At 70.6% G+C, this 22,226-nt stretch carries 22 protein-coding genes, 1 tRNA gene and 1 pseudogene; 9 read left to right on the top strand and 15 right to left on the bottom strand.

The window, feature by feature from the left end:
* Positions 1 to 69: 69 nt before the first annotated feature.
* Complete coding sequence (locus ET445_RS09195) at positions 70 to 852, bottom strand: isoprenyl transferase (RefSeq protein WP_129190780.1); 783 nt, start codon at positions 850 to 852, stop codon at positions 70 to 72.
* 115 nt (positions 853 to 967) lie between these two features.
* Between ET445_RS09195 and trhA the strand changes: the two genes are divergently transcribed.
* The gene (gene trhA / locus ET445_RS09190; RefSeq protein ID WP_129190779.1) at positions 968 to 1,774 is read left to right on the top strand and encodes a PAQR family membrane homeostasis protein TrhA; all 807 of its coding nucleotides are present in this window, start codon (positions 968 to 970) and stop codon (positions 1,772 to 1,774) included.
* Positions 1,775 to 1,777: 3 nt separating this feature from the next.
* Here the strand turns inward: trhA and ET445_RS09185 are convergent, their stop codons facing one another.
* Complete coding sequence (locus ET445_RS09185; RefSeq protein WP_129190777.1) at positions 1,778 to 2,101, bottom strand: hypothetical protein; 324 nt, start codon at positions 2,099 to 2,101, stop codon at positions 1,778 to 1,780.
* Between the two features lie 78 nt (positions 2,102 to 2,179).
* Here ET445_RS09185 and ET445_RS09180 point away from each other — a divergent pair, with 78 nt between their 5' ends.
* Positions 2,180 to 2,584, top strand: coding sequence for a DUF4307 domain-containing protein (locus ET445_RS09180; RefSeq protein WP_129190775.1), 405 nt, complete (start codon positions 2,180 to 2,182; stop codon positions 2,582 to 2,584).
* Between the two features lie 115 nt (positions 2,585 to 2,699).
* On the top strand, positions 2,700 to 3,191 hold the full coding sequence (greA, locus tag ET445_RS09175; protein ID WP_129190772.1) for a transcription elongation factor GreA: 492 nt from the start codon (positions 2,700 to 2,702) through the stop codon (positions 3,189 to 3,191).
* Between the two features lie 71 nt (positions 3,192 to 3,262).
* Here the strand turns inward: greA and ilvA are convergent, their stop codons facing one another.
* Together ilvA and ET445_RS09165 are read right to left on the bottom strand one after the other, a co-directional pair.
* Positions 3,263 to 4,510, bottom strand: coding sequence for a threonine ammonia-lyase (ilvA, locus tag ET445_RS09170; RefSeq protein WP_129190770.1), 1,248 nt, complete (start codon positions 4,508 to 4,510; stop codon positions 3,263 to 3,265).
* Entirely contained in the window at positions 4,507 to 5,628 is a 1,122-nt protein-coding gene (locus tag ET445_RS09165) for an AI-2E family transporter (protein WP_243695140.1), read from the bottom strand. Before ET445_RS09165 ends, ilvA begins: the two co-directional genes overlap by 4 nt.
* 215 nt (positions 5,629 to 5,843) lie before the next feature.
* Between ET445_RS09165 and ET445_RS09160 the strand changes: the two genes are divergently transcribed.
* Positions 5,844 to 7,079: a winged helix-turn-helix domain-containing protein gene (locus ET445_RS09160; protein WP_129190766.1), complete on the top strand. Its 1,236-nt coding sequence runs from the start codon at positions 5,844 to 5,846 to the stop codon at positions 7,077 to 7,079.
* Here ET445_RS09160 and ET445_RS09155 read toward each other — a convergent pair.
* On the bottom strand, positions 7,076 to 7,957 hold the full coding sequence (locus ET445_RS09155; protein WP_129190764.1) for a M48 family metalloprotease: 882 nt from the start codon (positions 7,955 to 7,957) through the stop codon (positions 7,076 to 7,078). The genes ET445_RS09160 and ET445_RS09155 overlap by 4 nt on opposite strands.
* Before the next feature lie 23 nt (positions 7,958 to 7,980).
* Positions 7,981 to 8,547 carry a LemA family protein gene (locus ET445_RS09150; RefSeq protein WP_129190762.1) on the bottom strand — a complete coding sequence of 189 codons (567 nt, stop codon included), beginning with the start codon at positions 8,545 to 8,547 and terminating at the stop codon, positions 7,981 to 7,983.
* 138 nt (positions 8,548 to 8,685) lie between these two features.
* Here ET445_RS09150 and ET445_RS09145 point away from each other — a divergent pair, with 138 nt between their 5' ends.
* The 3 genes from ET445_RS09145 to ET445_RS09135 are packed head-to-tail and all read left to right on the top strand — an operon-like array spanning position 8,686 to position 10,881.
* Positions 8,686 to 9,363: a TetR/AcrR family transcriptional regulator gene (locus ET445_RS09145; protein ID WP_129190760.1), complete on the top strand. Its 678-nt coding sequence runs from the start codon at positions 8,686 to 8,688 to the stop codon at positions 9,361 to 9,363.
* Complete coding sequence (locus ET445_RS09140) at positions 9,356 to 10,150, top strand: ABC transporter ATP-binding protein (RefSeq protein ID WP_129192488.1); 795 nt, start codon at positions 9,356 to 9,358, stop codon at positions 10,148 to 10,150. The genes ET445_RS09145 and ET445_RS09140 overlap by 8 nt, the downstream gene beginning before the upstream one ends.
* Positions 10,147 to 10,881, top strand: coding sequence for an ABC transporter permease (locus ET445_RS09135; protein WP_129190759.1), 735 nt, complete (start codon positions 10,147 to 10,149; stop codon positions 10,879 to 10,881). Before ET445_RS09140 ends, ET445_RS09135 begins: the two co-directional genes overlap by 4 nt.
* 98 nt (positions 10,882 to 10,979) lie before the next feature.
* Here the strand turns inward: ET445_RS09135 and ET445_RS09130 are convergent, their stop codons facing one another.
* The 4 genes and pseudogenes from ET445_RS09130 to ET445_RS18645 form a co-directional block, all read right to left on the bottom strand.
* Positions 10,980 to 12,293, bottom strand: a complete 1,314-nt coding sequence (locus tag ET445_RS09130) for a D-arabinono-1,4-lactone oxidase (protein ID WP_129192487.1) — start codon at positions 12,291 to 12,293, stop codon at positions 10,980 to 10,982.
* Positions 12,294 to 12,376: 83 nt separating this feature from the next.
* The gene (locus ET445_RS09125; RefSeq protein WP_129192486.1) at positions 12,377 to 13,627 is read right to left on the bottom strand and encodes an alanine racemase; all 1,251 of its coding nucleotides are present in this window, start codon (positions 13,625 to 13,627) and stop codon (positions 12,377 to 12,379) included.
* The gene (locus ET445_RS09120) at positions 13,624 to 14,892 is read right to left on the bottom strand and encodes an MFS transporter (RefSeq protein WP_129190757.1); all 1,269 of its coding nucleotides are present in this window, start codon (positions 14,890 to 14,892) and stop codon (positions 13,624 to 13,626) included. The genes ET445_RS09125 and ET445_RS09120 overlap by 4 nt, the downstream gene beginning before the upstream one ends.
* A 541-nt stretch (positions 14,893 to 15,433) precedes the next feature.
* Positions 15,434 to 15,604: pseudogene (locus ET445_RS18645) on the bottom strand (hypothetical protein); the annotation flags it as partial.
* 55 nt (positions 15,605 to 15,659) lie between these two features.
* Between ET445_RS18645 and ET445_RS09110 the strand changes: the two are divergent.
* A complete protein-coding gene (locus ET445_RS09110; RefSeq protein WP_129190755.1) occupies positions 15,660 to 16,586 on the top strand; it encodes a Ppx/GppA phosphatase family protein in 927 nt (308 codons plus the stop codon).
* A gap of 152 nt (positions 16,587 to 16,738) precedes the next feature.
* On the top strand, positions 16,739 to 17,947 hold the full coding sequence (locus ET445_RS09105; RefSeq protein WP_129190753.1) for a cupin domain-containing protein: 1,209 nt from the start codon (positions 16,739 to 16,741) through the stop codon (positions 17,945 to 17,947).
* 14 nt (positions 17,948 to 17,961) lie between these two features.
* On the opposite strand, the gene ET445_RS09100 is transcribed toward ET445_RS09105, so the two are convergent.
* The 5 genes from ET445_RS09100 to ET445_RS17990 form a co-directional block, all read right to left on the bottom strand.
* Positions 17,962 to 18,035, bottom strand: a tRNA-Leu gene (locus ET445_RS09100).
* A 132-nt stretch (positions 18,036 to 18,167) separates the two neighbouring features.
* Positions 18,168 to 19,574 carry an NAD(P)/FAD-dependent oxidoreductase gene (locus ET445_RS09095; RefSeq protein WP_129190751.1) on the bottom strand — a complete coding sequence of 469 codons (1,407 nt, stop codon included), beginning with the start codon at positions 19,572 to 19,574 and terminating at the stop codon, positions 18,168 to 18,170.
* 37 nt (positions 19,575 to 19,611) lie between these two features.
* Positions 19,612 to 20,871: a S8 family serine peptidase gene (locus ET445_RS09090; RefSeq protein ID WP_129190749.1), complete on the bottom strand. Its 1,260-nt coding sequence runs from the start codon at positions 20,869 to 20,871 to the stop codon at positions 19,612 to 19,614.
* Positions 20,868 to 21,464 carry a DUF501 domain-containing protein gene (locus ET445_RS09085; protein WP_165314351.1) on the bottom strand — a complete coding sequence of 199 codons (597 nt, stop codon included), beginning with the start codon at positions 21,462 to 21,464 and terminating at the stop codon, positions 20,868 to 20,870. The genes ET445_RS09090 and ET445_RS09085 overlap by 4 nt, the downstream gene beginning before the upstream one ends.
* Positions 21,461 to 22,216 carry an FtsB family cell division protein gene (locus tag ET445_RS17990; protein ID WP_243695139.1) on the bottom strand — a complete coding sequence of 252 codons (756 nt, stop codon included), beginning with the start codon at positions 22,214 to 22,216 and terminating at the stop codon, positions 21,461 to 21,463. The genes ET445_RS09085 and ET445_RS17990 overlap by 4 nt, the downstream gene beginning before the upstream one ends.
* Positions 22,217 to 22,226: the final 10 nt, after the last annotated feature.

Genomic DNA, 22,226 nt, shown 5'->3' with positions numbered 1-22,226 from the left:
TGGCTATCTTGGCAGAACCAGATAGCGCCGGTGAACGCCCCCGCTCGCGGGACGTCGCAGAGCGACGTGTCAGCCGCCGAAGCGCCGGTTGCGTTTGGCGTAGTCGCGGATGGCTCGCAGGAAGTCGACGCGGCGGAGGTCGGGGCCGAGCGCCTCGACGAAGTAGAACTCGCTGTGCGCCGCCTGCCACAGCATGAAGTCGCTGAGCCGCTGCTCGCCCGATGTACGGATGACGAGGTCGGGGTCGGGCTGACCGCCCGTGTACAGGTGCTCGCCGATGAGCTCGGGCGTGAGGCGCTCGGCGAGGTCTTCGAGGCTCCGCCCCTCGGCGTGGTGGGAAGCGACGATCTTGCGCATGGCATCGGTGATTTCGGTGCGCCCGCCGTAGCCGACCGCGAGGTTGACGTGCAGGCCCTTCTTGTCGGCCGTGCGGTGCTCGGCGGCGTCGAGCGCGGCGATCAGCGGCTCGGGCAGTCCCGCGTCGCTGCCGACGTGCTGCACGCGCCAGTCGCGGTAGTGGCTGAGCTCCTCGGCGAGGTCGGCGATGATCTCGATGAGGTCGGTGAGCTCGGGTTGCTGCCGGTTCACGAGGTTGTCGCTCGAGAGCAGGTAGAGCGTGACGACCTGGATGCCGAGGTCGTCGCACCACTCGAGGAACTCGCGCACCTTCGCGGCACCGGCGCGGTGGCCGTGGGCTGCGGTCTCGTAGCCGAGCTGCTTGGCCCAGCGCCGGTTGCCGTCGATGATCATCGCCACGTGGCGCGGCAGTGCTCCCTGGTCGAGGTCGCTGCGGAGTCGACGCTCGTAGACGCGGTAGAGGAGGCCGCGACCGGATGATCGATCGCTGTTCACGGCACTACGCTACCCCCGTCGCGAGGGTGTCGCGTGACGGCCGGGGTGCACGGACGGCGACCGTCCAGGCACCCTCACAGCATCGCGGCATATACGACGCCCTACGCTTGGCGACATGACCCCCGCGAACCGCAACGAGCCCGAAGACGTCGCCGAGCACCTCGAACACCCGGCGGCCGAGCTCGACGCGGCCGACCGCGCCGTGGCCGTCGACGACCGCGAAGGCCCCGCCCTTCCGAACATCCCGCTCCTCGACGCATCCGTCGCCGACCCGACCGAGCTCAAGCCCACCTGGCGCGGGTGGATCCACGCGGGCACCTTCCCCGTCACGATCGCCGCGGGCATCGTGCTGATCGTGCTCGCCGACGGCGCGTGGGCGAAGTGGGCGAGCGCCGTCTTCACGCTCACGTCGATGCTGCTGTTCGGCAACTCGGCGCTCTACCACCGCTTCAACTGGAAGCCGAAGACGAAGGTCGTCCTGAAGCGGATCGACCACGCCAACATCTTCCTGCTCATCGCGGGCACGTACACGCCGCTCGCCCTCCTCGCGCTGCCGCCGTCGAAGGGCTGGCTGCTGCTCGCGATCGTGTGGGGCGGAGCCCTCCTCGGCATCGGCTTCCGCGTGTTCTGGATCACGGCACCGCGGTGGCTGTACGTTCCGATCTACCTGCTGCTCGGCTGGGCGGCCGTCATGTACCTCGGCGACCTCCTCGCTGCGAGCGTCGCCATGATGGTGCTCGTGCTCGTGGGCGGCGTGCTCTACACGATCGGCGCCGTCGTCTACGGCATCAAGAAGCCGAACCCGTGGCCGGGCCACTTCGGCTTCCACGAGATCTTCCACGTGTGCACGGTGCTCGCGTTCATGTGCCACTGGACGGCGACGCTCATCATCGCGCTCGCGCCCGCGTACCACGCGGGCTAGGAACTACCGAGAGGATGCCTCGCCCGAGGCATCCTCTGCGCGCCCGTCTGCCGACCCGCCGTCGACGGCTCCGCCGTCGGCGTCGCCCGCGACATCCGCCTTCGCGCCTTCAGCCTCTGCGGCCGCCTCGGCCGCGAGCTGCTCGCGCACCTCGGCCCGGTAGTTCACCCGACGGATGCGGCGCACCATGTCGATCACGAGGAACACGACGATGAGCATGATGACGATCGTCAGGACGAATCCCGCGACGCCCGGCGTCACGTCGTTCGGATCGAACTCGTCTTGGTTGTCGGCGACGACGGACACGATCCGGGAGAGCTGGTGCACGGGTGGGAAATCCCTTCAGACGCCGAGGTTAGGCTGGTGGAAAGCCTAATCGATCCGACCCGGAGGGAACCGCTGGTCATGAGCGCCGACGACGCGATCGCGTCCCGCTACGGACGCACGCGCCGCACCCGTCGACGCGACCGGATCGTGCTCGTCGCGGGCGGCGTGTTCGCCGCGATCGTCGTGATCGCGTGGGTCATCTGGGCCGGGTCCGACAGCGCCGGCCCGTCGATCTCGACGAGCGACACGGGGCACACGCTCCACAACGACGCCCGCTCGGTCGAGGTCAGGTGGAACCTCACCGTGCAGCCCGGCACCGAGACGGTGTGCGTCGTGAAGGCGTACAACGACGACTTCACGGTCGTCGGGTGGAAGGTCGTCGAACTCCCGGCCTCCGACCGCTACACGCGCAGCTTCACCGAGACCGTCCGCGTCGCGCAACCCGCCAACACAGGTTTGATCGACCGCTGCTGGCTCGCTTAGACTGAGGCCTTCGCTCCGATGTTCATCGGGGCGACACGTCTATCCGGCGCAATGCGTCCGGCGAAGAGATTCGCGGATGTCCCACGCCGGCAAGTTCCGGAACGGAGGGTGCATCATGGCGCAGACGACCACGGTCACCTGGCTGACCCAGGAGGCGTACGACCGCCTCGCCGCCGAGCTCGAGCACCTCTCGACGACCGGCCGCGAAGAGATCGCGAAGCGCATCGAAGCGGCACGCGAAGAGGGCGACCTGAAAGAGAACGGCGGCTACCACGCCGCGAAGGACGAGCAGGGCAAGCAGGAGGCCCGCATCCGCCAGCTCAAGGAGCTGCTGCGGACGGCGCAGGTCGGCGAAGCCCCCGAGTCGACGGGCGTCGTCGAGGCGGGCACCGTGATCACGGCGGTCATCGCGGGCGACGAAGAGACCTTCCTCATCGGCAGCCGCGAGATCGCAGGCGACTCCGAGCTCGACGTCTTCAGCGAGCAGTCCCCCCTCGGCGCGTCGATCCTCGGCCTCAAGGTCGGCGACTCGACGTCGTACACGGCGCCCAACGGGCGCGAAATCTCGGTCGAGATCACCAAGGTCGAGACCTGGGGCGGCCAGTAAGGCTCTGAACACACGAACGGCGGAGGCCCCGTGGCATCCGCCGTTCGTCGTTTCCGGGTGTCCTGGGGCGCTCAGTCGTCGAGCACGACGGGCGAGTACCCCGCCCGGCGCAGCACCTCGACGACCTCCTCGCGATGGCCGGGGCCGCGCGTCTCGACCGAGATGTCGATCTCGACCTCGGAGATCTGCAGGCCGCGCCCGTGGCGCGTGTGCAGGACCTCGACGACGTTCGCGTGCATGCTCGCGAGGAGCTCGGCCACGCGCACGAGTTGTCCGGGACGGTCGGGCAGTCCGAGGCGCACCGTGAGATAGCGGCCGGAGGCTGCGAGGCCGTGGGCGATGACGCGTTGCATGAGGAGCGGATCGATGTTGCCGCCCGAGAGGAGCGCGACGACGGGGCCGTCGAGTTGGACCGCGTGCGAGAGGAGCGCCGCGACCGACACCGCGCCGGCCGGCTCGACGACGAGCTTCGCGCGCTCGAGGAGCACGAGGAGCGCGCGCGCGATGTCGTCCTCGCTCACGGCGACGACCTCGTCGACCGCCTCCTTGATGATCTCGAAGTTCAAGACGCCCGGCCGGTAGACGGCGATCCCGTCGGCGATCGTCGGCACGACGGGCACGTCGCGCGCCTCGCCCGCTTCGAGCGAGACGACGTAGGGCGCGGCGTTCGCAGCCTGGACGCCGATGACGCGGATGCTCCGACCGAGGCGCGCGGCCTGCTGCTTCGCCGCGCTCGCGATGCCGGCCGCGAGCCCGCCGCCGCCGATCGGGACCACGATGGTCGTGACATCCGGAGCCTGCTCGAGGATCTCGAGCCCCAGGGTGCCCTGACCCGCGATGACGTCATGGTGGTCGAACGGCGGGATGATCATGGCGCCCGTCTCGGCCGCGAACGCCGCGGCGGCCTGGAGCGTCTCGGCGACCGTATCACCGCGGAGGACGACCTCGGCGCCGTACGAGCGGGTCGCTTCGAGCTTCGGCAGCGCGACGCCGACGGGCATGAAGATCGTGGCCTTGATGCCGAGCTCGCGCGCCGCGAACGCGACGCCCTGCGCATGGTTGCCGGCAGACGCCGCGACGACGCCGCGCGCTCGCTCGTCGGCGGTGAGCGCCGAGATGCGGTTGAACGCACCGCGCAGCTTGTACGAGCCCGTGCGCTGCAGGTTCTCGGCCTTGAGGTACACGGGCACGCCGAGCAGACGCTCCAGGTGGCGCGACGACTCCATGGGCGTGCGGCGGGCGACGGCCGCGACCGTCTCGCGGGCGCGCTCGAACTCGTCGAGGGTCGGCCCCGGGTACAGCTTGGTCGCTTCGGTCATGCTTCGGGCTCCGCTTCGCGTCTGAATCCTGGTCGCTTGGGGACGGTCTGCCAGAGCGGCGACCGCGTCGCGCCCGTGGGCGGCGCCGAACCGCCCTTCCACGAGCCGCCCGAGATGAAGAGGATCATGACGTTCGCGACGGCCGCGAACGGCACCGCGAAGAGCGCACCCGGGATGCCTGCGAGGAACGAGCCGGCCGCGACGGCGAGCACGACGCCGAGCGGATGCACCTTGACGGCCGTGCCGAGGATGAGCGGCTGCAGGATGTGCCCCTCGACCTGCTGCACGAGCAGCACGATGCCGAGCATGATGAGCGCGGGCACCCACCCGTTGAAGACGAGGGCGACGAACACCGCGAGGGCGCCCGTCGCGACCGCGCCGACGATCGGGATGAACGAGCCGAGGAAGACGAGGATCGCGATCGGCACGGCGAGCGGGATGCCGAGGAGGAGCGCGCCGAGCCCGATGCCGACGGCGTCGATCGTCGCGACGAGGATCTGCACCTTGACGAAGCTCTGCAGGGTGTTCCACCCGGCGAGGCCCGCACCGTCGACGGCGGCGCGCGCCCGGCGCGGGAAGATGCCGACGATCCAGTTCCAGATGCCGCGGCCGTCGATGAGGATGAAGAGCGTCGTGAAGAGCGTGAGGAGGAGCCCCGCGAGGAAGTGCCCGACCGTCGATCCGACCGAGAGCGCGCCGCTCACGAGCACGCCGCTGTCTTCCTGCAGCGCCTTGAGCGCCTGATCGGCCCACGCGTTGAGCTGCGCCTCGGAGATGTGGAACGGGCCTTCGAGGAGCCACACCCGGAAGTCGTCCCACGCGACGAGCGACTGCGCGGTCAGATCGTCGGCGCCGCGAACGATCTGCGAGATGCCGAGCGTCAGCAGGCCGCCGACGACGATGAGCGCAGAGAGCATCGCGACCGCGACGCCGAGCCACTTCGGCCAGTGCAACCGCCTCTGGAGGAACTGCGAGAACGGCACGAGGAGCGCGCCGAGAAGCACGGCCACGAGGAGCGGGATGACGATCAGCCGCAGCTGGATGACGAGGAACACGACCACCGCGATGACGCCGCCGACGAGGAGCAGCCGCCACGACCACGCGGCCGCGAGTCGCATGCCGAAGGGCACCGACTCGGTGACATCGTTTCGCTCGGCATGCTCGATCGCATCGATGTTCGGCCGGGGGGCGTCCGCCCCGAGTTCCCGCCGTCTGCGTCGCCGCATCCGCCCTCGATCCCGCCCGTCCGAGTCCGTCATCGTTCCAGCATAGGCGGGGCGGATTCCGCGGGCGGTATGCGCTGTCGGAGGCCGGCGGTATCGTCACAAGCATCATGACCGACACCGCCCGCGCCTCACGCACCGACACGATCAGCCCCGCGCTCGCGCGCCGCATCGCGCTCGCCGCACAGGGGTTCGGGCGTCCGCAGCCGCCGACCGCCGGCCTGCGCCACGTCGGCGGCGTGTTCGACCGGCTCTCGCTGCTGCAGATCGACTCGGTCAACGTCTTCGAACGCAGTCACTACCTTCCGGCGTTCAGCCGCATCGGCGCCTACGACCGCACGATGCTCGACAAGCTCACGACGGGCAAGCGCGGGCGCGCCGTCGAGTACTGGGCGCACGAGGCCGCGTTCATCCCGCGTGAGCTGTGGCCGCTCTTCGGCTTCCGGCGCGACTACTACCACGAGGCCGGGCACGCCTGGGGCGGGTGGGTCGCCGAGAACCTCGAACTCAGCCGGTTCCTGATCGACGAACTGACGGCGAACGGGCCGATGCGCGCGAGCGAGATCGAACACGACGCCAACGAGAGCACCGGCCCCTGGTGGGGGTGGTCGGGAGTCAAGCGCACGCTCGAATGGATGCTCCGCACGGGCGAGGTCGTCTGCATCGAGCGCCAGCGGTTCGAGCGGGTCTACGCCCTGCCCGAGCAGGCACTGCCCGACTCGCTCCTCGGGGTGGAGATCGCCCCCGCCGACGCGATCCGCGAACTCGTCGGGCTCGCGGCATCCGCCCTCGGCATCGCGACCGACGCCGATCTCGCCGACTACTGGCGACTCAAGCGCGAACAGGTGAAGCCCGCGATCGACGACCTCGTCGACGCGGGTGTGCTCGTGCCCGTCACTGTGCCCGGCTGGCAGAAGGGGTCGAAGCCGATCCCCACGTGGGTGCACCGCGACGCCCGCCGTCCGCGCAAGCTCGAGGCGGCCGCCGTGCTGTCGCCGTTCGACCCCGTCGTGTGGTTCCGCCCGCGCGCCGAACGGCTCTTCGACTTCCACTACCGCATCGAGATCTACACGCCCGAGCCCAAACGCGTCTTCGGCTACTACTCGCTGCCGGTGCTCATCGACGACGACGTGGTCGGCCGCGTCGACCTCAAGAGCGACCGCAAGGCGAAGGTGCTGCGGGTGCAGTCGGCGTGGATCGAGCCGGGGGCGTCTGCCGAAGACACGGCCGAACGCCTCGCACCCGTGCTGCGCCGGGCGGCGGAGTGGCAGGGACTCGACGACGTGCTCGTCGTCGACAAGGGCGACCTCTCCCCCGCGCTCGGCGCGGTCGTGAACGCGGGCTAGAAGCTCCCGCCCATCTCTTCGAGCCGCTTGACGCGCTCGGGGATCGGCGGGTGGGTCGCGAACAGGCGGTCCATGACGCCCGGCTTGAGCGGGTCGGCGATCCAGAGATGCGCCATCGACGAGTTCTGGCGCTGCATGGGGCGACCGTATTGCTCGAGCTTGAGGAGGGCGCGCGCGAGCGCGTCGGGGTGGCGGGTCGTCATCGCACCGGTCGCGTCGGCGAGGTACTCGCGCTGTCGCGAGATCGCGAGCTGCACGAGGGTCGCGACGAGCGGTGCGACGAGGAGCGCGACGATGCCGAAGATCGCGAGGATCGGGTTGTTGTTGTTGTTATTGCGGTTGCCGCCGAAGAACGTGAGGCGCACGAGCACGTCGCTGATGAAGCCGATCGCGACGACGAGTCCGAAGACGATCATCGAGAGCCGGATGTCGTAGTTGCGCACGTGTCCCATCTCGTGGGCCATGACGCCCTCGAGTTCGGCGTCGTCCATGATCTCGAGGAGGCCGGTCGTGGCTGCGACGATCGCGTGGTCGGGGTCGCGGCCGGTCGCGAACGCGTTGGGCGCGGGGTCGGAGATGACGTACACCTTGGGCATGGGCGAACCGGTCGCGATCGAGAGGTTCTCGACCGTGCGCCAGAGGCGCGGGTGGTCGGCCTTCGACTCGATGAGCACCGCGCCCGACATCGCGATCGCCTGCTTGTCGGCCGTGAAGTACTGGATGAGCGCGTAGCCGATCGCGATCGCGACGGTCACGATGACGATCGTGAGGTCGTTGTAGATCGCGGCTGCGAGCCATCCGAGTCCGCCGACGATGGCGAGGAACAGGATGATCGTGAAGACGGTGTTGCGCTTGTTCCGTGCGATTGCGCGGTACATCGGGGGCGCTCAGCGCTCCTGGACTAGAACTGCACGCGCGGCGGCTCGGCGATCGCCGCGGCGTCGGTGACCTCGAAGAACTCGCGCTCGTGGAAGCCGAGGTTGCGCACGAAGAGCGTGTTCGGGAAGACCTTGATCTTGGTGTTGAGCTCGCGCACACCGCCGTTGTAGAAGCGGCGCGAGGCTTGGATCTTGTCTTCGGTGTCGACGAGCTCGGCCTGGAGCTGGAGGAAGTTCTGGCTGGCCTGGAGCTGCGGGTACGCCTCGGCGACCGCGAAGATCGACTTGAGGGCCTGCTGCATGTGGTTCTCGGCGACGGAGGCCTGCGCGGGGCCCTGCGCGGTGAGCGTCTCGGCGCGCGCCTTCGTGACGTTCTCGAAGACGGCCTTCTCGTGCGCCGCGTAGCCCTTGACCGCCTCGATGAGGTTGGGGATGAGGTCGGCGCGGCGCTTCAGCTGCACCGTGATGTCGCTCCACGCCTCGTCGACGCGGACGTTGAGGGTGACGAGCGAGTTGTACGTCGCCCAGAGGTAGATGCCGATGATCACGATCAACGCGACGACGATGAGGACGGGGATGAGCCATTCCATGGCCAGAACTCCTTGCGGACGTGATTCGGACGGTGTGCTCATACTATCCGCGCGCCTCGCGCGCTCCGCGGTTTCCCACAAGACTCCAAGAAACCGTGGAGAAGACGCTCCGCGAAACCGACGGATTAGGCTCGCCTCGTGAGCGAGGAGGCGTCGGCAGGGCACGTGGGAGCCCCGCGGCGGCGCGGCCGCCCGAAGGGGTCGACCGCGGGAGAGACGCGCGCGCGCATCCTCGAGGCCGCGCAGGCCGAGTTCGCCGCGCTCGGCTACGAGGCGGCTTCGCTCCGCGGGGTCGCACGGCGCGCCGGCGTGGACGCCTCGCTCGTGCACCACTATTTCGACGACAAGTCGGGCCTCGTCGCGGCGGTCATGGACGTGCCGGCGCGGCCCGACCGGCTCATCGCCGAGGCCGTCGACGGTCCCCTCGACGGCATGGGCGAGCGCATGGTGCGCATGGTGCTCTCGGCGTGGGACTCCCCCGCCGTACGGCCGGCAGGGCTCGCGATCGTGAAGTCGATCGTGTCGGGCGGGCCGACCGGGAAGGTCGTGCTCGAGTTCTTCCGCCGCGAGATGCTCGCGAAGGTCGCCGCGCGCCTGCCGGGCGACGACGCGGCGCTCCGCGCCGAGCTCGCGGTCTCGCAGATCATCGGGCTCGTCGTCGCCCGGTATGTCGCGAGGTTCGAGCCGCTCGCGTCGGCGGGCGTCGACGACCTCGCGGCTCGGATCGGCCCGGTCGTGCAGGCGCACCTGACGGGCCGGTACGGACCTCTTGACGGCGCGGAAGCCCGAGCGAATAATTCAACGCGTGATGAATAATTCGGATGCCTCGGGGTCGAAGGCGCACGCGGGCCCACCCGGCGCCGCGCCCGGCCCCGCGATCGTCGTCGAAGACCTGCACGTCCGACGCGCCAAGACGCCCGTGCTGCAGGGCCTCTCCCTCGAGGTGCCGAGCGGCCGCATCGTCGGTCTCCTCGGCCCGAGCGGCAGCGGCAAGACGACGCTCATGCGCTCGATCGTTGGCGTGCAGGTCGTGCAGTCGGGCCGCATCGACGTACTCGGCCTGCCTGCCGGCTCGCCGCCGCTCCGCAAGCGGGTCGCCTACGTCACCCAGCAGGCGAGCGTCTACGACGACCTCACGGTGCGGCAGAACCTGACGTACTTCCGAAGAGTGCTCGGCGCACCGGCATCCGATGTCGACCGAGTGGTCGGGCGCACCGACCTGACCTCAGTCGCCGACCGTCTCGCGGGCTCGCTCTCGGGCGGACAGCGCGGGCGCGTGTCGCTCGCCGCCGCGCTCCTCGGCTCGCCCGAGGTGCTCGTGCTCGACGAGCCGACCGTCGGCCTCGACCCCGTGCTGCGCGTCGAACTGTGGGCGCTCTTCCGCAGCCTCGCCGACGAGGGGGCGACGCTCCTCGTCTCGAGCCACGTCATGGACGAGGCCAAGCGGTGCGACCGGCTCCTCCTCATGCGCGACGGCGCACTCCTCGCCGACGACACCGTCGCCGGCGTGCTCGCGACGACGAGCACCCTCGACGTGGAGGACGCCTTCCTGCGGCTCATCCAGCGGAGCGACGCCGCCCGTGCGACGGGGGCCCCGGCATGACCCTGGCACGCACGTTCGCGACCGCAGGTCGCGTGCTCTCGCAGATCCGCCACGACCCCCGCACGATCGGCCTGCTCGTCGTCGTGCCGAGCCTCCTCATCGGCCTCGTCGCGTGGATCTTCACCGACACGGCCGTGTTCGACTCGATCGGGCCAGCGATGATCGCGCTCTTCCCGTTCATCGTGATGTTCCTCGTGACGAGCATCGCGACCCTCCGCGAACGTCGCAGCGGCACGCTCGAGCGCCTGCTGTCGATGCCGCTCGGCAAAGGCGACTTCATCCTCGGCTACGCGCTCGCGTTCGGCCTCCTCGCGATCGTGCAGACGGCCGTCGCGGTGTCGTTCGCGGTGTTCGTGTGCGGGCTCGAGATCGACGGGTCGATCTGGCTGCTGTTCGGCGTCGCGGTCTCCGACGCGCTGCTCGGCACGTCGCTCGGTCTGCTCGCGAGCGCGTTCGCGCGCACCGAGTTCCAGGTCGTGCAGTTCATGCCCGTGCTCGTGTTCCCGCAGATCCTCCTCGGCGGCATCTTCATCCCGCGCTCGGACCTGCCCGACGTGCTCGAGGCGATCAGCGAGTGGTTGCCGCTGAGCTTCGCGATCGACGCGCTCACGGCCGTCGCGAACGACAGCGAGGACGCCGCGTGGATCGCGACGAAGATCGCCGTCATCGCGGCGTGGATCGTCGGCGCGATCGTCATCGGGTCGATCACGCTGCGGCGGCGCACGCCGTAGCGGCGCGATTCGGATGTCCCGGCGGCGCCCGCCCGGGGCGCCGACCCGCTGCCGCCGAGGTGACCGGCGGCAGCGGGCGGGTGCCCCGCGCGAGCGCGCTACCCGCCCAGCACCCTCTCGAGGTACGGATTCTGGAACCGGCGCTCGGGGTCGAGCTCGTCGCGCACGCGCAGGAAGTCGTCGAACCGCGGGTAGCGCTCGCGCAGCGCATCGGCGCCGAGCGTGTGCATCTTGCCCCAGTGCGGGCGGCCGCCGTGGGCGAGCATGATGTCCTGAACGGCCGCGAAGTACTCGGTCGGGTCTTCTTTGAAGTAGCGGTGCACGGCGATGTAGCCCGTCTCGCGACCGTGCGCCGTCGAGAGCCAGTTGTCGTCGGCGGCCGCCGCACGCACCTCGACGGGGAAGCCGATCCTCCAGCCGCGGCGGGCGATGAGCGCCTGCAGTTCGCGGAACGCGTCGGGCACGGCGGCAAGCGGCAGCGCGTACTCCATCTCGCGGAACCGCACGGTGCGGTTGGTCGTGAACACGGCGGGCGAGGCATCCGTGAAGTCCCGGTCGCCAGTGAGCTTGTCGACCTGACGCGCGAAGAACGGCAGCATGCCGGGCGCCGCGACGCCGAGCGCGCAGATGCCGCGGTAGAGGCCGTTCGCGAGCAGTTCGTCGTCGACCCAGCGCGAAAGGCGGCCGAGCGGGGCGCGCGGCGCATCCCACGGCAGCCGCGTGTTCGTCTTCGTGAGCGCCGTGTCGGTGTGCGGGAACCAGTAGAACTCGAAGTGGTCGGCACCGCGCACGCGGCTCTCCCACGCGTCGAGCACGTCGGCGAGGGGTTCGGGCCGTTCGACGGCCTGCAGCACGAACCGGGGCACGAACTGCACGGTCACGTCGACGAGCACGCCGAGCGCACCGAGGCCGAGCCGCACGGCGGGCAGCAGCTCAGGCCGCTCGGTCTCGCTCACGCGCAGCACCTCGCCGTCTGCCGTCACGAGCGTCGCGGCGACGATCTGCGTCGCGAGCCCGCCGAACCCGAGGCCCGTGCCGTGCGTGCCCGTCGAGGTGGCGCCCGAGATCGACTGCTTGTCGATGTCGCCCATGTTCGCCATCGCGAGCCCGTAGGGCTCGAGGAGGGCGGGCAGCGCGTGCAGCTTCGTGCCGGCGGCGAGCGTCACGAGGCCGGATGCCTCGCCGGCGGCGAGCACGCCCGAAAGCCCCGCGAGGTCGAGTTGCACGTCGGGCGCGACGGCGATGCCCGTGAAGCTGTGCCCCGAGCCGACGGGCTTGACACGGAGGCCGTCTGCGGCGGCGCGTGTCACCGCCGCCTGCACCTCGCCGACGGTCGTCGGGCGCTCGACGCGCTTCGGGCGTGCGAGTTCGGTGCGCCCCCAGTTGCGCCAGATTCCGGATGCCCCCGAGATTCCGGATGCCCCGGCCCGCGCGCCGCTCGCGGCGGCGCCGCGGTCGGGGGCCGCGCCCGAGACATCCTTCATCGTCGTGCTCGTCACAGGAAGACCTTTCCCTCGCCCCGGTAGGTGGGGATCTCGGCGACGACCTCCTCGCCGTCGACGACGGCGAACCGGTCGAGGTGCTCGGCGAGCTCGCCCGACTTCGTGTGGCGGAACCACACGCGGTCGCCGACCTTCAGGCGCCGCGCCGCGGCGCTCGTGAGCGGGGTCTGCACCTCGCCCGCGGCTTCGCGCGCGACGTATTCGAGCCCCTCGGGCCACACGGGCTTCGGCAACCGGTCGGCACCGGGCGGCCCCGACGCGATCCAGCCGCCGCCGAGGAGGGTCGCGTGATCGGCGCTCGGGCGTCGCACGACGTCGAGCGCGAAGGCCGCAGCAGGCGCGGGCGAGAAGTGCGCGTAGCCGTCGAAGAGGTGGCCGCCGAGCAGTCCCGATCCGGCGCCGATCTCGGTCACCGAGGGGTCGGCGGCGGTCTGTTCGAGCGAGCCCGTGCCGCCGCCGTTCACGAACTCGAGGTCGGCGTGCTCGCGCACCGCCGCGACGGCGAGCGCGCGCCGCTCGACGAGTTCGGGCATCGACTTCGACTGCATCCACCGGTTGACGGCGCCCTCGAGGGGCCTGCCCGCCGGTCGGTTCACAACGCCCGCGATCTGCGCTTCGTACGACATGAGCCCGACGAGCCGGAATCCCGGGCGCTTCGCGACGTACGCCGCGAACGCGCCCGCGTCGGGCGCGGCGTGGAGCGGCGAGCGCCAGACGCCGAGGTGGCCGAGGACGGGCGCCTTCCACGACGCGTCGAGGTCGAGGCACACGCGGATCTCTTCACGCCGGGCGGGCGGGAGCACCCGGTCGACGAGGTCGAGTTGCGCGGGCGAGTCGACCATGATCGTGATGCGGCTCGCGAGGTCGGGGTCGGTCGCGAGCTTCCGGAGGGCCCCCTTCGCGGCCGTGGGATAGCCGACGACGAGGTCGTCGACGGTCGAGGCGAGCCAGATCGCCTCTTCGAGCGTGTACGCGAGCACGCCGTGGTAGCCGGGCAGGCGCAGCACGGCCTCGAGCACCTCACGCACGCGGATCGACTTCGACGCGACGCGGATGGGCATGCCGCCGGCGCCGCCGCCTGCGCGCCGCACCATGTCGGCCGCGTTGGCGCGGAGCGCGCCGAGGTGGAGGGCGCCGACCGGCGCGTCGAGGTGCGCCGTCGCCGCGGTGAGCGTCGGCCAGTACGTCGCGGGGTCGATCCAGCGTGGGGCTTCGGGGGCGGTGATCGCGAGGTCGAGGCTCATCGCACGCTCCGAACCCGCGCGACGGCGAGGCCGCCGAGGATGGCGGCGGCCGCCGAGAGCACGAACACGAGGGTGAACGAGCCCGTCGCGACGACCGCGAGCGCACCGAGCAGCGGCCCGATCGCCTGCGGCACTGCCGAGGCGATGTTCATGATGCCGAGGTCTTTGCCGCGCGAGGCGGCGTCGGGCAGCACCTGGGTCGCGAGCGCCTGGTCGACCGAGAGGAAGCAGCCGTAGCCGAGGCCGAGGAGGCCCGCGCCGACGATCGCGGCTCCGAGGTCGGGCACGAGCGCGAGGAGGAGCGCGGCTGCGGCCTGGAGGACGGCTGCGACGAACACGAAGAGCTTGCGGCGCCCGAGCTTGTCGCTGAGCTTCCCGAACACGAGCGAGGCGAGCACGACGAACACCATGTAGACGAGCGTCAGGATGAGCAGGTCGTCTTCGGCGTTGGCGTCGCCAAGACCGAACATGAGGAAGTACAGCAGGAGCGACGTGCCGAGCGCGTTGCCGATCGAGACGAGCACGCGGCTCGCGAGCGTCCAGCCGAAGTCGGGGTAGCGCCTCGGGCTGATCCAGAGCGACGACAGGATGCCTCGTGCGCTCACCCGCTCGCGCTCCGCGCCGACGAGCGGCGCATCGGGCTGCCGCAGGAACGGCAGCACGAGCACGACGAGGGCGACGGCGAGCACGGCGTAGCCGGCCGCCTGGTCGGTCACGAGCATCGTGACGACCACGAGCCCGACGATGATGCCGATGGACTGCGGCGCCGACATCCAGCCCGACACGAATCCGCGCTGCCCGACGGGCACCCGATCGGAGATCGTCGCCGTGAGCGCGGCCGTCACGATGCAGAACCCGATCGTCGCTGCGACCCAGCCGGCGCCGATCGCCCACAGCTCGGTCTGGAAGCCGAGCACGACGAGCGCGAGCGCGAAGAGCACCGAGCCGGTGAGGATCCACGGCCGACGGCGGCCGAATCGCGATGCCGTCCGGTCGGAGAGTGCCCCCGTGAGCGGGTAGGCGACGATCGTGAAGACGGCCGCGATGCCCGAGATCACGCCGAAGGCGAGCACGCTCTCGGTCCAGTCGTCGGGATGGAGCACGGCGTCGATCTGCGCGGGGAGCAGGAGCTGCACGGGCACGAGCTGCGCCATCCAGATCGCGAACCACGCGAGCGCGAACGTGCCGATCCAGCCCGCGCGCACGCGCACGGTGGGTTCGGCGAGCGCATCGAGGGGTGGCGCCTCGGCGTCGAGATCGGTCATGCGGGGCTCCAGTCGGGTCGGATGGGGCGAGGGAAGAGACAGGGACGGGCAGTGCAGGAGGGAGAGCCGCGAAGCCCGCGATCCCGACGGCTGCGGCCGAGATCACGCGGCGCGCGGCGTCGTCGTCGCGGTCGACGAGCCACGTCACGGTGAGCCCGTCGGTGAACGCCACGAGCACGCGGGCGACCTCGCCGACGGGCAGCGACCACGAGGCATCCGTGAGTTCTGCCGCGAGCTCGAGCGCGCGCGTCGCGAGCTCGGTGTAACGCTCGTACTGGGCGACGGCGAGCGGATGCCGCTCGGGCGAGCGCAGGGCGTACTGGGTGAGCTCGAGCATCGCCTGCTCATGGTCGGGATCGGCGCGCAGATGGTCGAGGTAGCGCTCGAGCCCGGTCTCGAGGATCTCGACGAGGGATGCCCCGGGCTCGAACTCGGGCACGATGACCTGTTGCTCGCGCTCGACGACCGTGCGGATGAGGTCGTCCATGAGGGCGTCGCGCGAGTCGAACGCGTAGTGGAAGCTCGCGAGGCTCATGCCGGCCTCGGCGACGATCGCGCGCGTGGTGGCGTGGGCGATGCCCTCGCGCGAGACGACGCGCAGTGCGGCGTCGACGAGCGCGGCGCGGCGCTCTGCTGCAGAGATGCGGGCCACCGTGCTCCTTCCGACGCCGTCGCCGAGTGGGACGATCGTCCCAGTCGGAACAGTATGCATGAAAGCGGGCGTCCGCGGAACCTCGGATGTCCCGTCCGCCCGCTACGCTCACAACATGCGCCTCGGGGTCCTCGACGTCGGTTCCAACACCGTGCACCTGCTCGTCGTCGACGCGCATCCCGGCGCGCGGCCCGTGCCCGCGGCATCCCACAAGTCGGTGCTGCGGCTCATGCGCTACCTCGAGCCAGACGGCGCGATCAGCGCCGAAGGCGTCACGGCCATCCTCGACGCGATCGGCGGCGCCGCGCAGACGGCCCGCGAGAGCGGCATCGACGAGCTCCTCGCGTTCGCGACGTCGGCGATCCGCGAGGCCGCGAACGGCGAAGAGGTGCTCGCCCTCGTGGAACGCGAGACGGGCGTCGCCCTGCAGGTACTGAGCGGCGACGACGAAGCCCGCTACACCTTCCTCGCCGTCCGCCGCTGGTACGGCTGGTCAGCGGGGCGCATCCTGCTCTTCGACATCGGCGGCGGCTCGCTCGAGATCGCGAACGGCGTCGACGAGTATCCGGATGTCGCGCGGTCGCTGCCGCTCGGAGCCGGGCGCTCGACCGTGCAGTTCCTCCCCGACGACCCGCCCTCGGCCGACCAGGTCGACGCGCTCCGCGCGCACGCGCGCGAGGTGCTCGCCGGTGCGCTCGGCGATTTCGCGGGCCTCTCCTCCCCCGATCACGTCGTCGGCTCCTCGAAGACGATCCGGTCGCTCGCGCGCCTCGCCGGCTGGACGGAAGACGGCGTCGGCTCGGGAGAGCGGAGCATCCTGAAGCGCAAGGGCCTCGACGACTGGATCCCGCGCCTCGCGCGCATCCCCGCCGACGCGCGCCCAGCCCTGCCCGGCATCACGGCCGATCGCACGTTCCAGATCGTCGCGGGAGCCGTCGTCCTCTCCGAGGCGATGCGCGCGTTCGACGTCGCGGAGTTGGATGTCTCGCCGTGGGCCCTCCGCGAGGGGCTCATCCTTTTGCGCCTCGACCAGCTCGGCTGACGCGAGCCCGACCCGTCCTGCGGCCATTCGTCCCGCTCCCCGAGCGCGGCTCTGGCGGCGACCCCGGCATCGTGGTCGGCTGAGCGCGGACGACGGCACGGAGCATCCGTCTCCGCCCGTCGCCCTCACGCAACGTCTGTGAGGAGCACACGATGGCCGACGACACGCCGCACCACGAGACCCCCGCCTTCGGCGACCCCGACCTGCCGCCCGAGGGCGAGGTGAACACGACCGACGACCCGGGGAGCACCGCGATGACCGGTCCGCAGAACCCGGCCCTCGCGAGCATCTTCCCGAGCCAGCTCCACGCGCCCGCGACCGACATCTCGACGCAGCCGTTCTTCTGGTCGTCGTTCAACATCTCGCCCCGGCGCGTGCAGCGCGGCGGCTGGGCGCGCGAGCTCACCCAGAGCGACTTCGCGATCTCCGACGAGATCGCGGGCGTCAACATGTACCTCGAGCCCGGCGGCATCCGCGAGCTGCACTGGCATCAGACGGCCGAGTGGTCGCTCATGACGAGGGGCGGATGTCGCATCACGACCTTGAGCCCGCAGGGGCTGCCGAGCGTGGAGGACGTCTTCGAGGGCGACCTGTGGTTCTTCCCCGCCGGGCTCCCCCACTCGCTCCAAGGCCTCGGCCCGTCTGGCGCGGAGTTCGTGCTCGCCTTCGACGACGGCGAGCAGTCGGAGTCGAACACGCTCCTGCTGACCGACTGGTTCGCCCACACGCCGCCCGACGTGCTCGCGAAGAACTTCGGCGTCGCGCAGGAGGTGTTCAGTGACATCCCGCTCCACAACCTCTGGATCTTCCCGAGCGACGTGCCCGGCCCCCTCGAACAAGACCAGCTCGACGCGCGCGTCGAGTGGGGCGGCACCGAGCCTGTCATCTTCCGCCTCTCGCAGTCGACGCCGATCCATGAGAACTCGGGCGGCAGCATCCGGATCGCCGACAGCACCAACTTCCCGGCATCGAAGACCGTCGCCGCCGCCCTCACGGTCGTCGAGCCGGGGTCGATGCGGGAGCTCCACTGGCACCCGAACGCCGACGAGTGGCAGTACTACCTCAAGGGCACGGGCAGGATGACGGTGTTCAACACGGGCCCGCACGCGAACACGATGGACTTCACGGCCGGCGACGTCGGCCTCGTGAAGCGCAACCTCGGCCACTACATCGAGAACACGGGCGACGAGCAGCTCATCTACATCGAGACGTTCAAGAGCGACCACTACGAAGAGGTGTCGCTCGCGAACTGGCTCGCCCACCTGCCCCCGAGCCTCGTGTCGGCGCACCTCAACATCCCCGAAGAGGTCCTCGCGACCTTCCCGCGCGAGACGCAGGGGATCGTGCCGATCAGGAGATGAGTCGAACGCACCGGTGCCCCCGCTGGGATTCGAACCCAGACTGAGGCGAGTTTAAGTCGCCTGCCTCTGCCGATTGGGCTACGGGGGCCGTGTGCCACGGGCCGATGCGCCGCAGCGCCTTAACGATATCGACGGATGCCTCACCCGAACGCCGAACGGCCGCCCACCCTGTGCAGGGCGAGCGGCCGTTCGAAACGATGCACTCGGAAGCGCCGCGGGCTCACTTGGCCGCGACGGGCTCCTTCGCGGCCTTCGCGGGCTTCTCCGCCTTCGCGGGCTCCGCCGGGGCCGCCGCCTCGACGACCGGAGGCTTCGGGCGCGACGCGAACGCCTCGAACCCGGCGCGGGGCGTCTGCACGGCGGCGAGCTCGACGATGTCGCGGCCGAGCCAGAAGTTGTTCCACCAGCCGGTGAAGACGCGGAACTTGCGCTCCCAGCTCGGCATCGCGAGGCCGTGGTAGCCGCGGTGCGCGAACCACGCGAGGAGGCCCTTGATGGCAAGACCCTTCGACTGGAACACGCCCTGGCCGATGCCGAGGCCGGCGACCGCGCCGAGGTTCTTGTGGATGTACTGCTTCGGGTCTTCGCCGCGGAGCACCGCGACGATGTTCTTCGCGAGAAGCTTGCCCTGACGCACGGCGTGCTGGGCGTTCGGCACGCAGTAGCCGCCGACGCCGCCGCCCGTGAGGTCGGGGACGGCCGAGATGTCACCGGCAGCCCACGCGTCGGCCACGATCGTCTCGTCGTCGCCCACGCGGAGGTCGGCGCGCGTCTTGATGCGGCCGCGCTCCTCGACGGGCAGGTCGCTCGTGCGGACGATGCCGGGGTTCGCCATGACGCCCGCCGTCCAGACGATGAGGTCGGACTCGAAGGACTCGCCGGTCGAGAGCTCGATCTTGCCGTCGACGGCGCTCGTGAGCTGGGTGTCGAGGTGGACCTCCGCGCCGCGCTGGGCGAGGTGCTTGATGACCCAGTGGCTCGTCGGGAGCGACACCTCGGGCATGATGCGGCCCATCGCCTCGATGAGGTGGAAGTGGGTCTCTTCGAACGAGATCTGCGGGTAGTACTCGAGCAGGGCGCTCGCGAACGAACGGAGCTCGGCGAACACCTCGATGCCGGCGAAGCCGCCGCCGACGACCGTGAACGTGAGCAGGCGCTGGCGCTCGGGTCCGGCGGGGAGAGCCGCGGCCTTGTCGAAGTTGTGGAGGACGCGGTCGCGGATCGCGACGGCCTCTTCGATCGACTTGAGGCCGATCGCGTTCTCGGCGACACCCGGAATGGGGAACGTGCGCGAGACGGCGCCGCCCGTGACGACGACGACGTCGTAGTCGAACTCCCACGGCTCGCCGACCTCGGGCGTGATCGTGGCGACCTTCGACGCGTGGTCGATGCGGGTGACCTTGGCCGTGACGACGTTCGTCTTCTTCAGATGGCGGCGCTGGGCGACGACCGCGTGACGCGGCTCGATCGAGCCGGCCGCGACCTCGGGGAGGAAGGGCTGGTACGTCATGTAGGGAAGCGGGTCGACGATCGTCACCTCTGCCTCGCCGCGGCGCAACCACTTCTCGAGCTTCCACGCCGTGTAGAACCCCGCGTAGCCGCCGCCGACGATCAGAATCTTGGGCACGGTGAATGGACTCCTTGAACTCATGATGATGGCGGTCCTACCCGCGATTGCGGGCGGCGCGCCTGAATTGCCGAGTGGCGCCGATGCCCAACAGCGTTGCTAGCGTACCAAATCCAGCGACGAGCGAGAGCGGCACCGTGATATACGCGAGCGTCCACGGGGTCGGCAACAGCGTCATCGCACTGTCGGAACGGGGCAACGGCGGGTCGGCGATCGGCACGATCTGCTCGGGTGCGGCCTCCGCCGGGCCCCCGCCCGCGGCTCGACGGTGCAGCACGATCCAGTCGGCCAGACTTCCCAGGGGATTCTCAGTCACCTTCGGCACTTCTGCCGTGAGGGCGGCGACCGGGTCGATGAGCCCGTACCCGTAGATCGGACCGCCCACCGGGTGCCCGTTCGGATTCGCCGTGGAGATCACGCGATTGATCACGTTGTTCGCGTCGAGGTCGGGGAACTTCGACCGCACGAGCGCGACGAGCCCCGAGACGAGCGGGGTCGCGCCGCTCGTGCCGCTCCACTTGATGAGGCTGCTGTCGGGCATCACCCCGACGAGCTCCTCGCTCGGCGCCGCGACGGCGATCGTGATGCCCTGCGAGCTCGCATCGAAGCTCGCGTTCTTGTCACGGTCGACGCCCGCGACCGTCAGCACGCCCGGGATCGTCGCGGGCGCGCCCACCTGGGTCGTGCCGCTCCCGCGGTTGCCCGCGGCCGCGACGATGACGACGTCGTGGTCGAACGCGTACATGAACGCGTCGTCCCAGCTCTCGGGCCAATCCGGCGTGTTGCGCGTGAGCGACATGTTGATGACGTCGGCGCCGTGATCGACCGACCACTTGACCGCCGCCGCGATCTGGTCGTCGTTCGTGTAGGGCGAGCCCGTGTCGGCGCCGAAGGCGACCGACGCGGAGAGGAGGGATGCCTCGGGCGCGACCCCGATCACCCCCGAACCCGGCCCGGTGCCGCGCCCCGCGAGCAGGCTCGCGACGAGCGTGCCGTGCTGGCTCTCGTCGCCGACCGGCGTCTGCCCGTCGGGCGAGCCGATGCCCGAGACATCCGTGCCGTCGATGACGACGCCCTGGAGCTCTGCGACGCCGCCGACGACGCCCGTGTCGATGACGGCGACCGTGACACCCGCGCCGCGCGACTCGTTCCACGCGGTCGTGAAGCCGTACTCGGTGAGCCAGTACTGGTAGTCGCGCACGAGGTCTGCGCGCGCGGGACCCGCGCCGACGCCCAGGAGGGCGACGGTCGCGAGCGCGCCCGCCACGAGGCGCACACCGAGTGCGCGGCGGCTCATGTCGATGCGCCCCCGGCGGTGTCGAAGTCGTCGTCGCCGCGAGCGCCGTACTCGTCGAAGCCCTCCGCGCCGACGTACTTCGACAGCCCGTAGTCTCGGCACACGCACACGTCGGGCGACCACGACGAGCGCTCGAGCGCGAGGTCGCCGATGGGGTTCGCCCCGGGGCCCGCCGCGAGCGACTGCGCCGCGACCGCGTGCAGGCACTTCACGCGGGACGGCATGCCGCCCGCCGACACCCCTGCGATCTCGGGCACGTCGCCGAACTGCGACCGGTCGGCGAGGTAGTCGGCGTGAGCCTGGGCATAGCCCGCCGCGACCGACTCGTCGGCGCCGAGGAGTTCGTTGCACTCGACCATGACCTGCGCGGCCTCGAGGTAGCTCATCGCGGCCGTCGCCGCCGGATGGGTCATGTAGTAGAAGGTCGGGAACGGCGTGCCGTCCTCGAGACGCGGCGCCGTCGCGACGACCGTCGGGTTGCCGCACACGCAGCGTGCGGCGATGCCGACGACGCCGCGCATGGGCCGCCCGAGCTGGGCGGCCATGACCTGCAGATCGCGCTCGGCGACGGGTTCGAACGGCGGCCGGGTCACGGAGCGACCCCCGTCGCATCGGGCGCGAGGCCGGCGGTCATGACGGAGCCGAGGAGCGAACGCATCCAATCGCCTTTCGTCTCGGTGAGCTCGGCGGAGACCGCCTGACTCGGATCGGACTTCGCCGCCTCGCTGCGGTCGTCGATGACGAGGTAGCTGACCTCGCCGGGAAGCACGTAGTACAGGCGCTCGCGCGCCTGCGTGATGATGAAGGTGTCGTCGTTCCACCGCTCGCGCTCGGTGCGGAGCTGCTGGAGCTCCTCTTCCTGCTGCGACACGCTCGCGCGGAGTTCTGCGATGTGCCGACGCTGCTCTGCGAACGAGCCGATCGTCGGCGCGAGCACGACGACGCCGAGGACGAGCACGCCCATCATGATGACCGAGAAGCCTGAGAAGCGGATGCCTCCGAGCCACCCCGCACGGGCGGCGCGGGCGTTCGCGGCGACCGGTCGCCTGGCCGGGTGCTTCGCGCCGGGCTTGGAAGCAGCGGACTTCTTCGCGACGGGCTTGGTCTTGCTCGGCTTGGAACCTGCCGGCTTCACGCCCGGCTCGGCGGCGGCAGCCGCCTTGGTGGATGCCCCGGCGCGGGCCCCTGCCGCAGGCTTGGGCTTCGAGGCATCCGATGCCGTCTTCGAGGCATCCGAAGGCCGTTTGACCGACGCCCGCTTCGCCGCCTGCGGAAGACCCGGCTCGGCGGGACGCTTGGGGTACGCGCGGCGCTCAGGATGCACCGGACCGCTGCCCGTCGCCATCGCGCCTCCT

Origin of the sequence: Agromyces protaetiae, from assembly GCF_004135405.1 — a bacterium.
In the GTDB taxonomy this organism is placed as follows: Bacteria; Actinomycetota; Actinomycetes; order Actinomycetales; family Microbacteriaceae; genus Agromyces; species Agromyces protaetiae.
This window is presented reverse-complemented; position numbering and strand designations above follow the sequence as displayed.

Bases quoted from the DNA above. Each gene is read 5' to 3' on its own strand.
- trhA (WP_129190779.1), top strand. From the start codon at position 968: ATGACCCCCGCGAACCGCAACGAGCCCGAAGACGTCGCCGAGCACCTC.
- ET445_RS09180 (WP_129190775.1), top strand. From the start codon at position 2,180: ATGAGCGCCGACGACGCGATCGCGTCCCGCTACGGACGCACGCGCCGC.
- greA (WP_129190772.1), top strand. From the start codon at position 2,700: ATGGCGCAGACGACCACGGTCACCTGGCTGACCCAGGAGGCGTACGAC.
- ilvA (WP_129190770.1), bottom strand. From the start codon at position 4,510: ATGACCGAAGCGACCAAGCTGTACCCGGGGCCGACCCTCGACGAGTTC.
- ET445_RS09165 (WP_243695140.1), bottom strand. From the start codon at position 5,628: ATGCGACTCGCGGCCGCGTGGTCGTGGCGGCTGCTCCTCGTCGGCGGC.
- ET445_RS09160 (WP_129190766.1), top strand. From the start codon at position 5,844: ATGACCGACACCGCCCGCGCCTCACGCACCGACACGATCAGCCCCGCG.
- ET445_RS09155 (WP_129190764.1), bottom strand. From the start codon at position 7,957: ATGTACCGCGCAATCGCACGGAACAAGCGCAACACCGTCTTCACGATC.
- ET445_RS09150 (WP_129190762.1), bottom strand. From the start codon at position 8,547: ATGGAATGGCTCATCCCCGTCCTCATCGTCGTCGCGTTGATCGTGATC.
- ET445_RS09140 (WP_129192488.1), top strand. From the start codon at position 9,356: ATGAATAATTCGGATGCCTCGGGGTCGAAGGCGCACGCGGGCCCACCC.
- ET445_RS09135 (WP_129190759.1), top strand. From the start codon at position 10,147: ATGACCCTGGCACGCACGTTCGCGACCGCAGGTCGCGTGCTCTCGCAG.
- ET445_RS09125 (WP_129192486.1), bottom strand. From the start codon at position 13,627: ATGAGCCTCGACCTCGCGATCACCGCCCCCGAAGCCCCACGCTGGATC.
- ET445_RS09120 (WP_129190757.1), bottom strand. From the start codon at position 14,892: ATGACCGATCTCGACGCCGAGGCGCCACCCCTCGATGCGCTCGCCGAA.
- ET445_RS09110 (WP_129190755.1), top strand. From the start codon at position 15,660: ATGCGCCTCGGGGTCCTCGACGTCGGTTCCAACACCGTGCACCTGCTC.
- ET445_RS09105 (WP_129190753.1), top strand. From the start codon at position 16,739: ATGGCCGACGACACGCCGCACCACGAGACCCCCGCCTTCGGCGACCCC.
- ET445_RS09090 (WP_129190749.1), bottom strand. From the start codon at position 20,871: ATGAGCCGCCGCGCACTCGGTGTGCGCCTCGTGGCGGGCGCGCTCGCG.
- ET445_RS17990 (WP_243695139.1), bottom strand. From the start codon at position 22,216: ATGGCGACGGGCAGCGGTCCGGTGCATCCTGAGCGCCGCGCGTACCCC.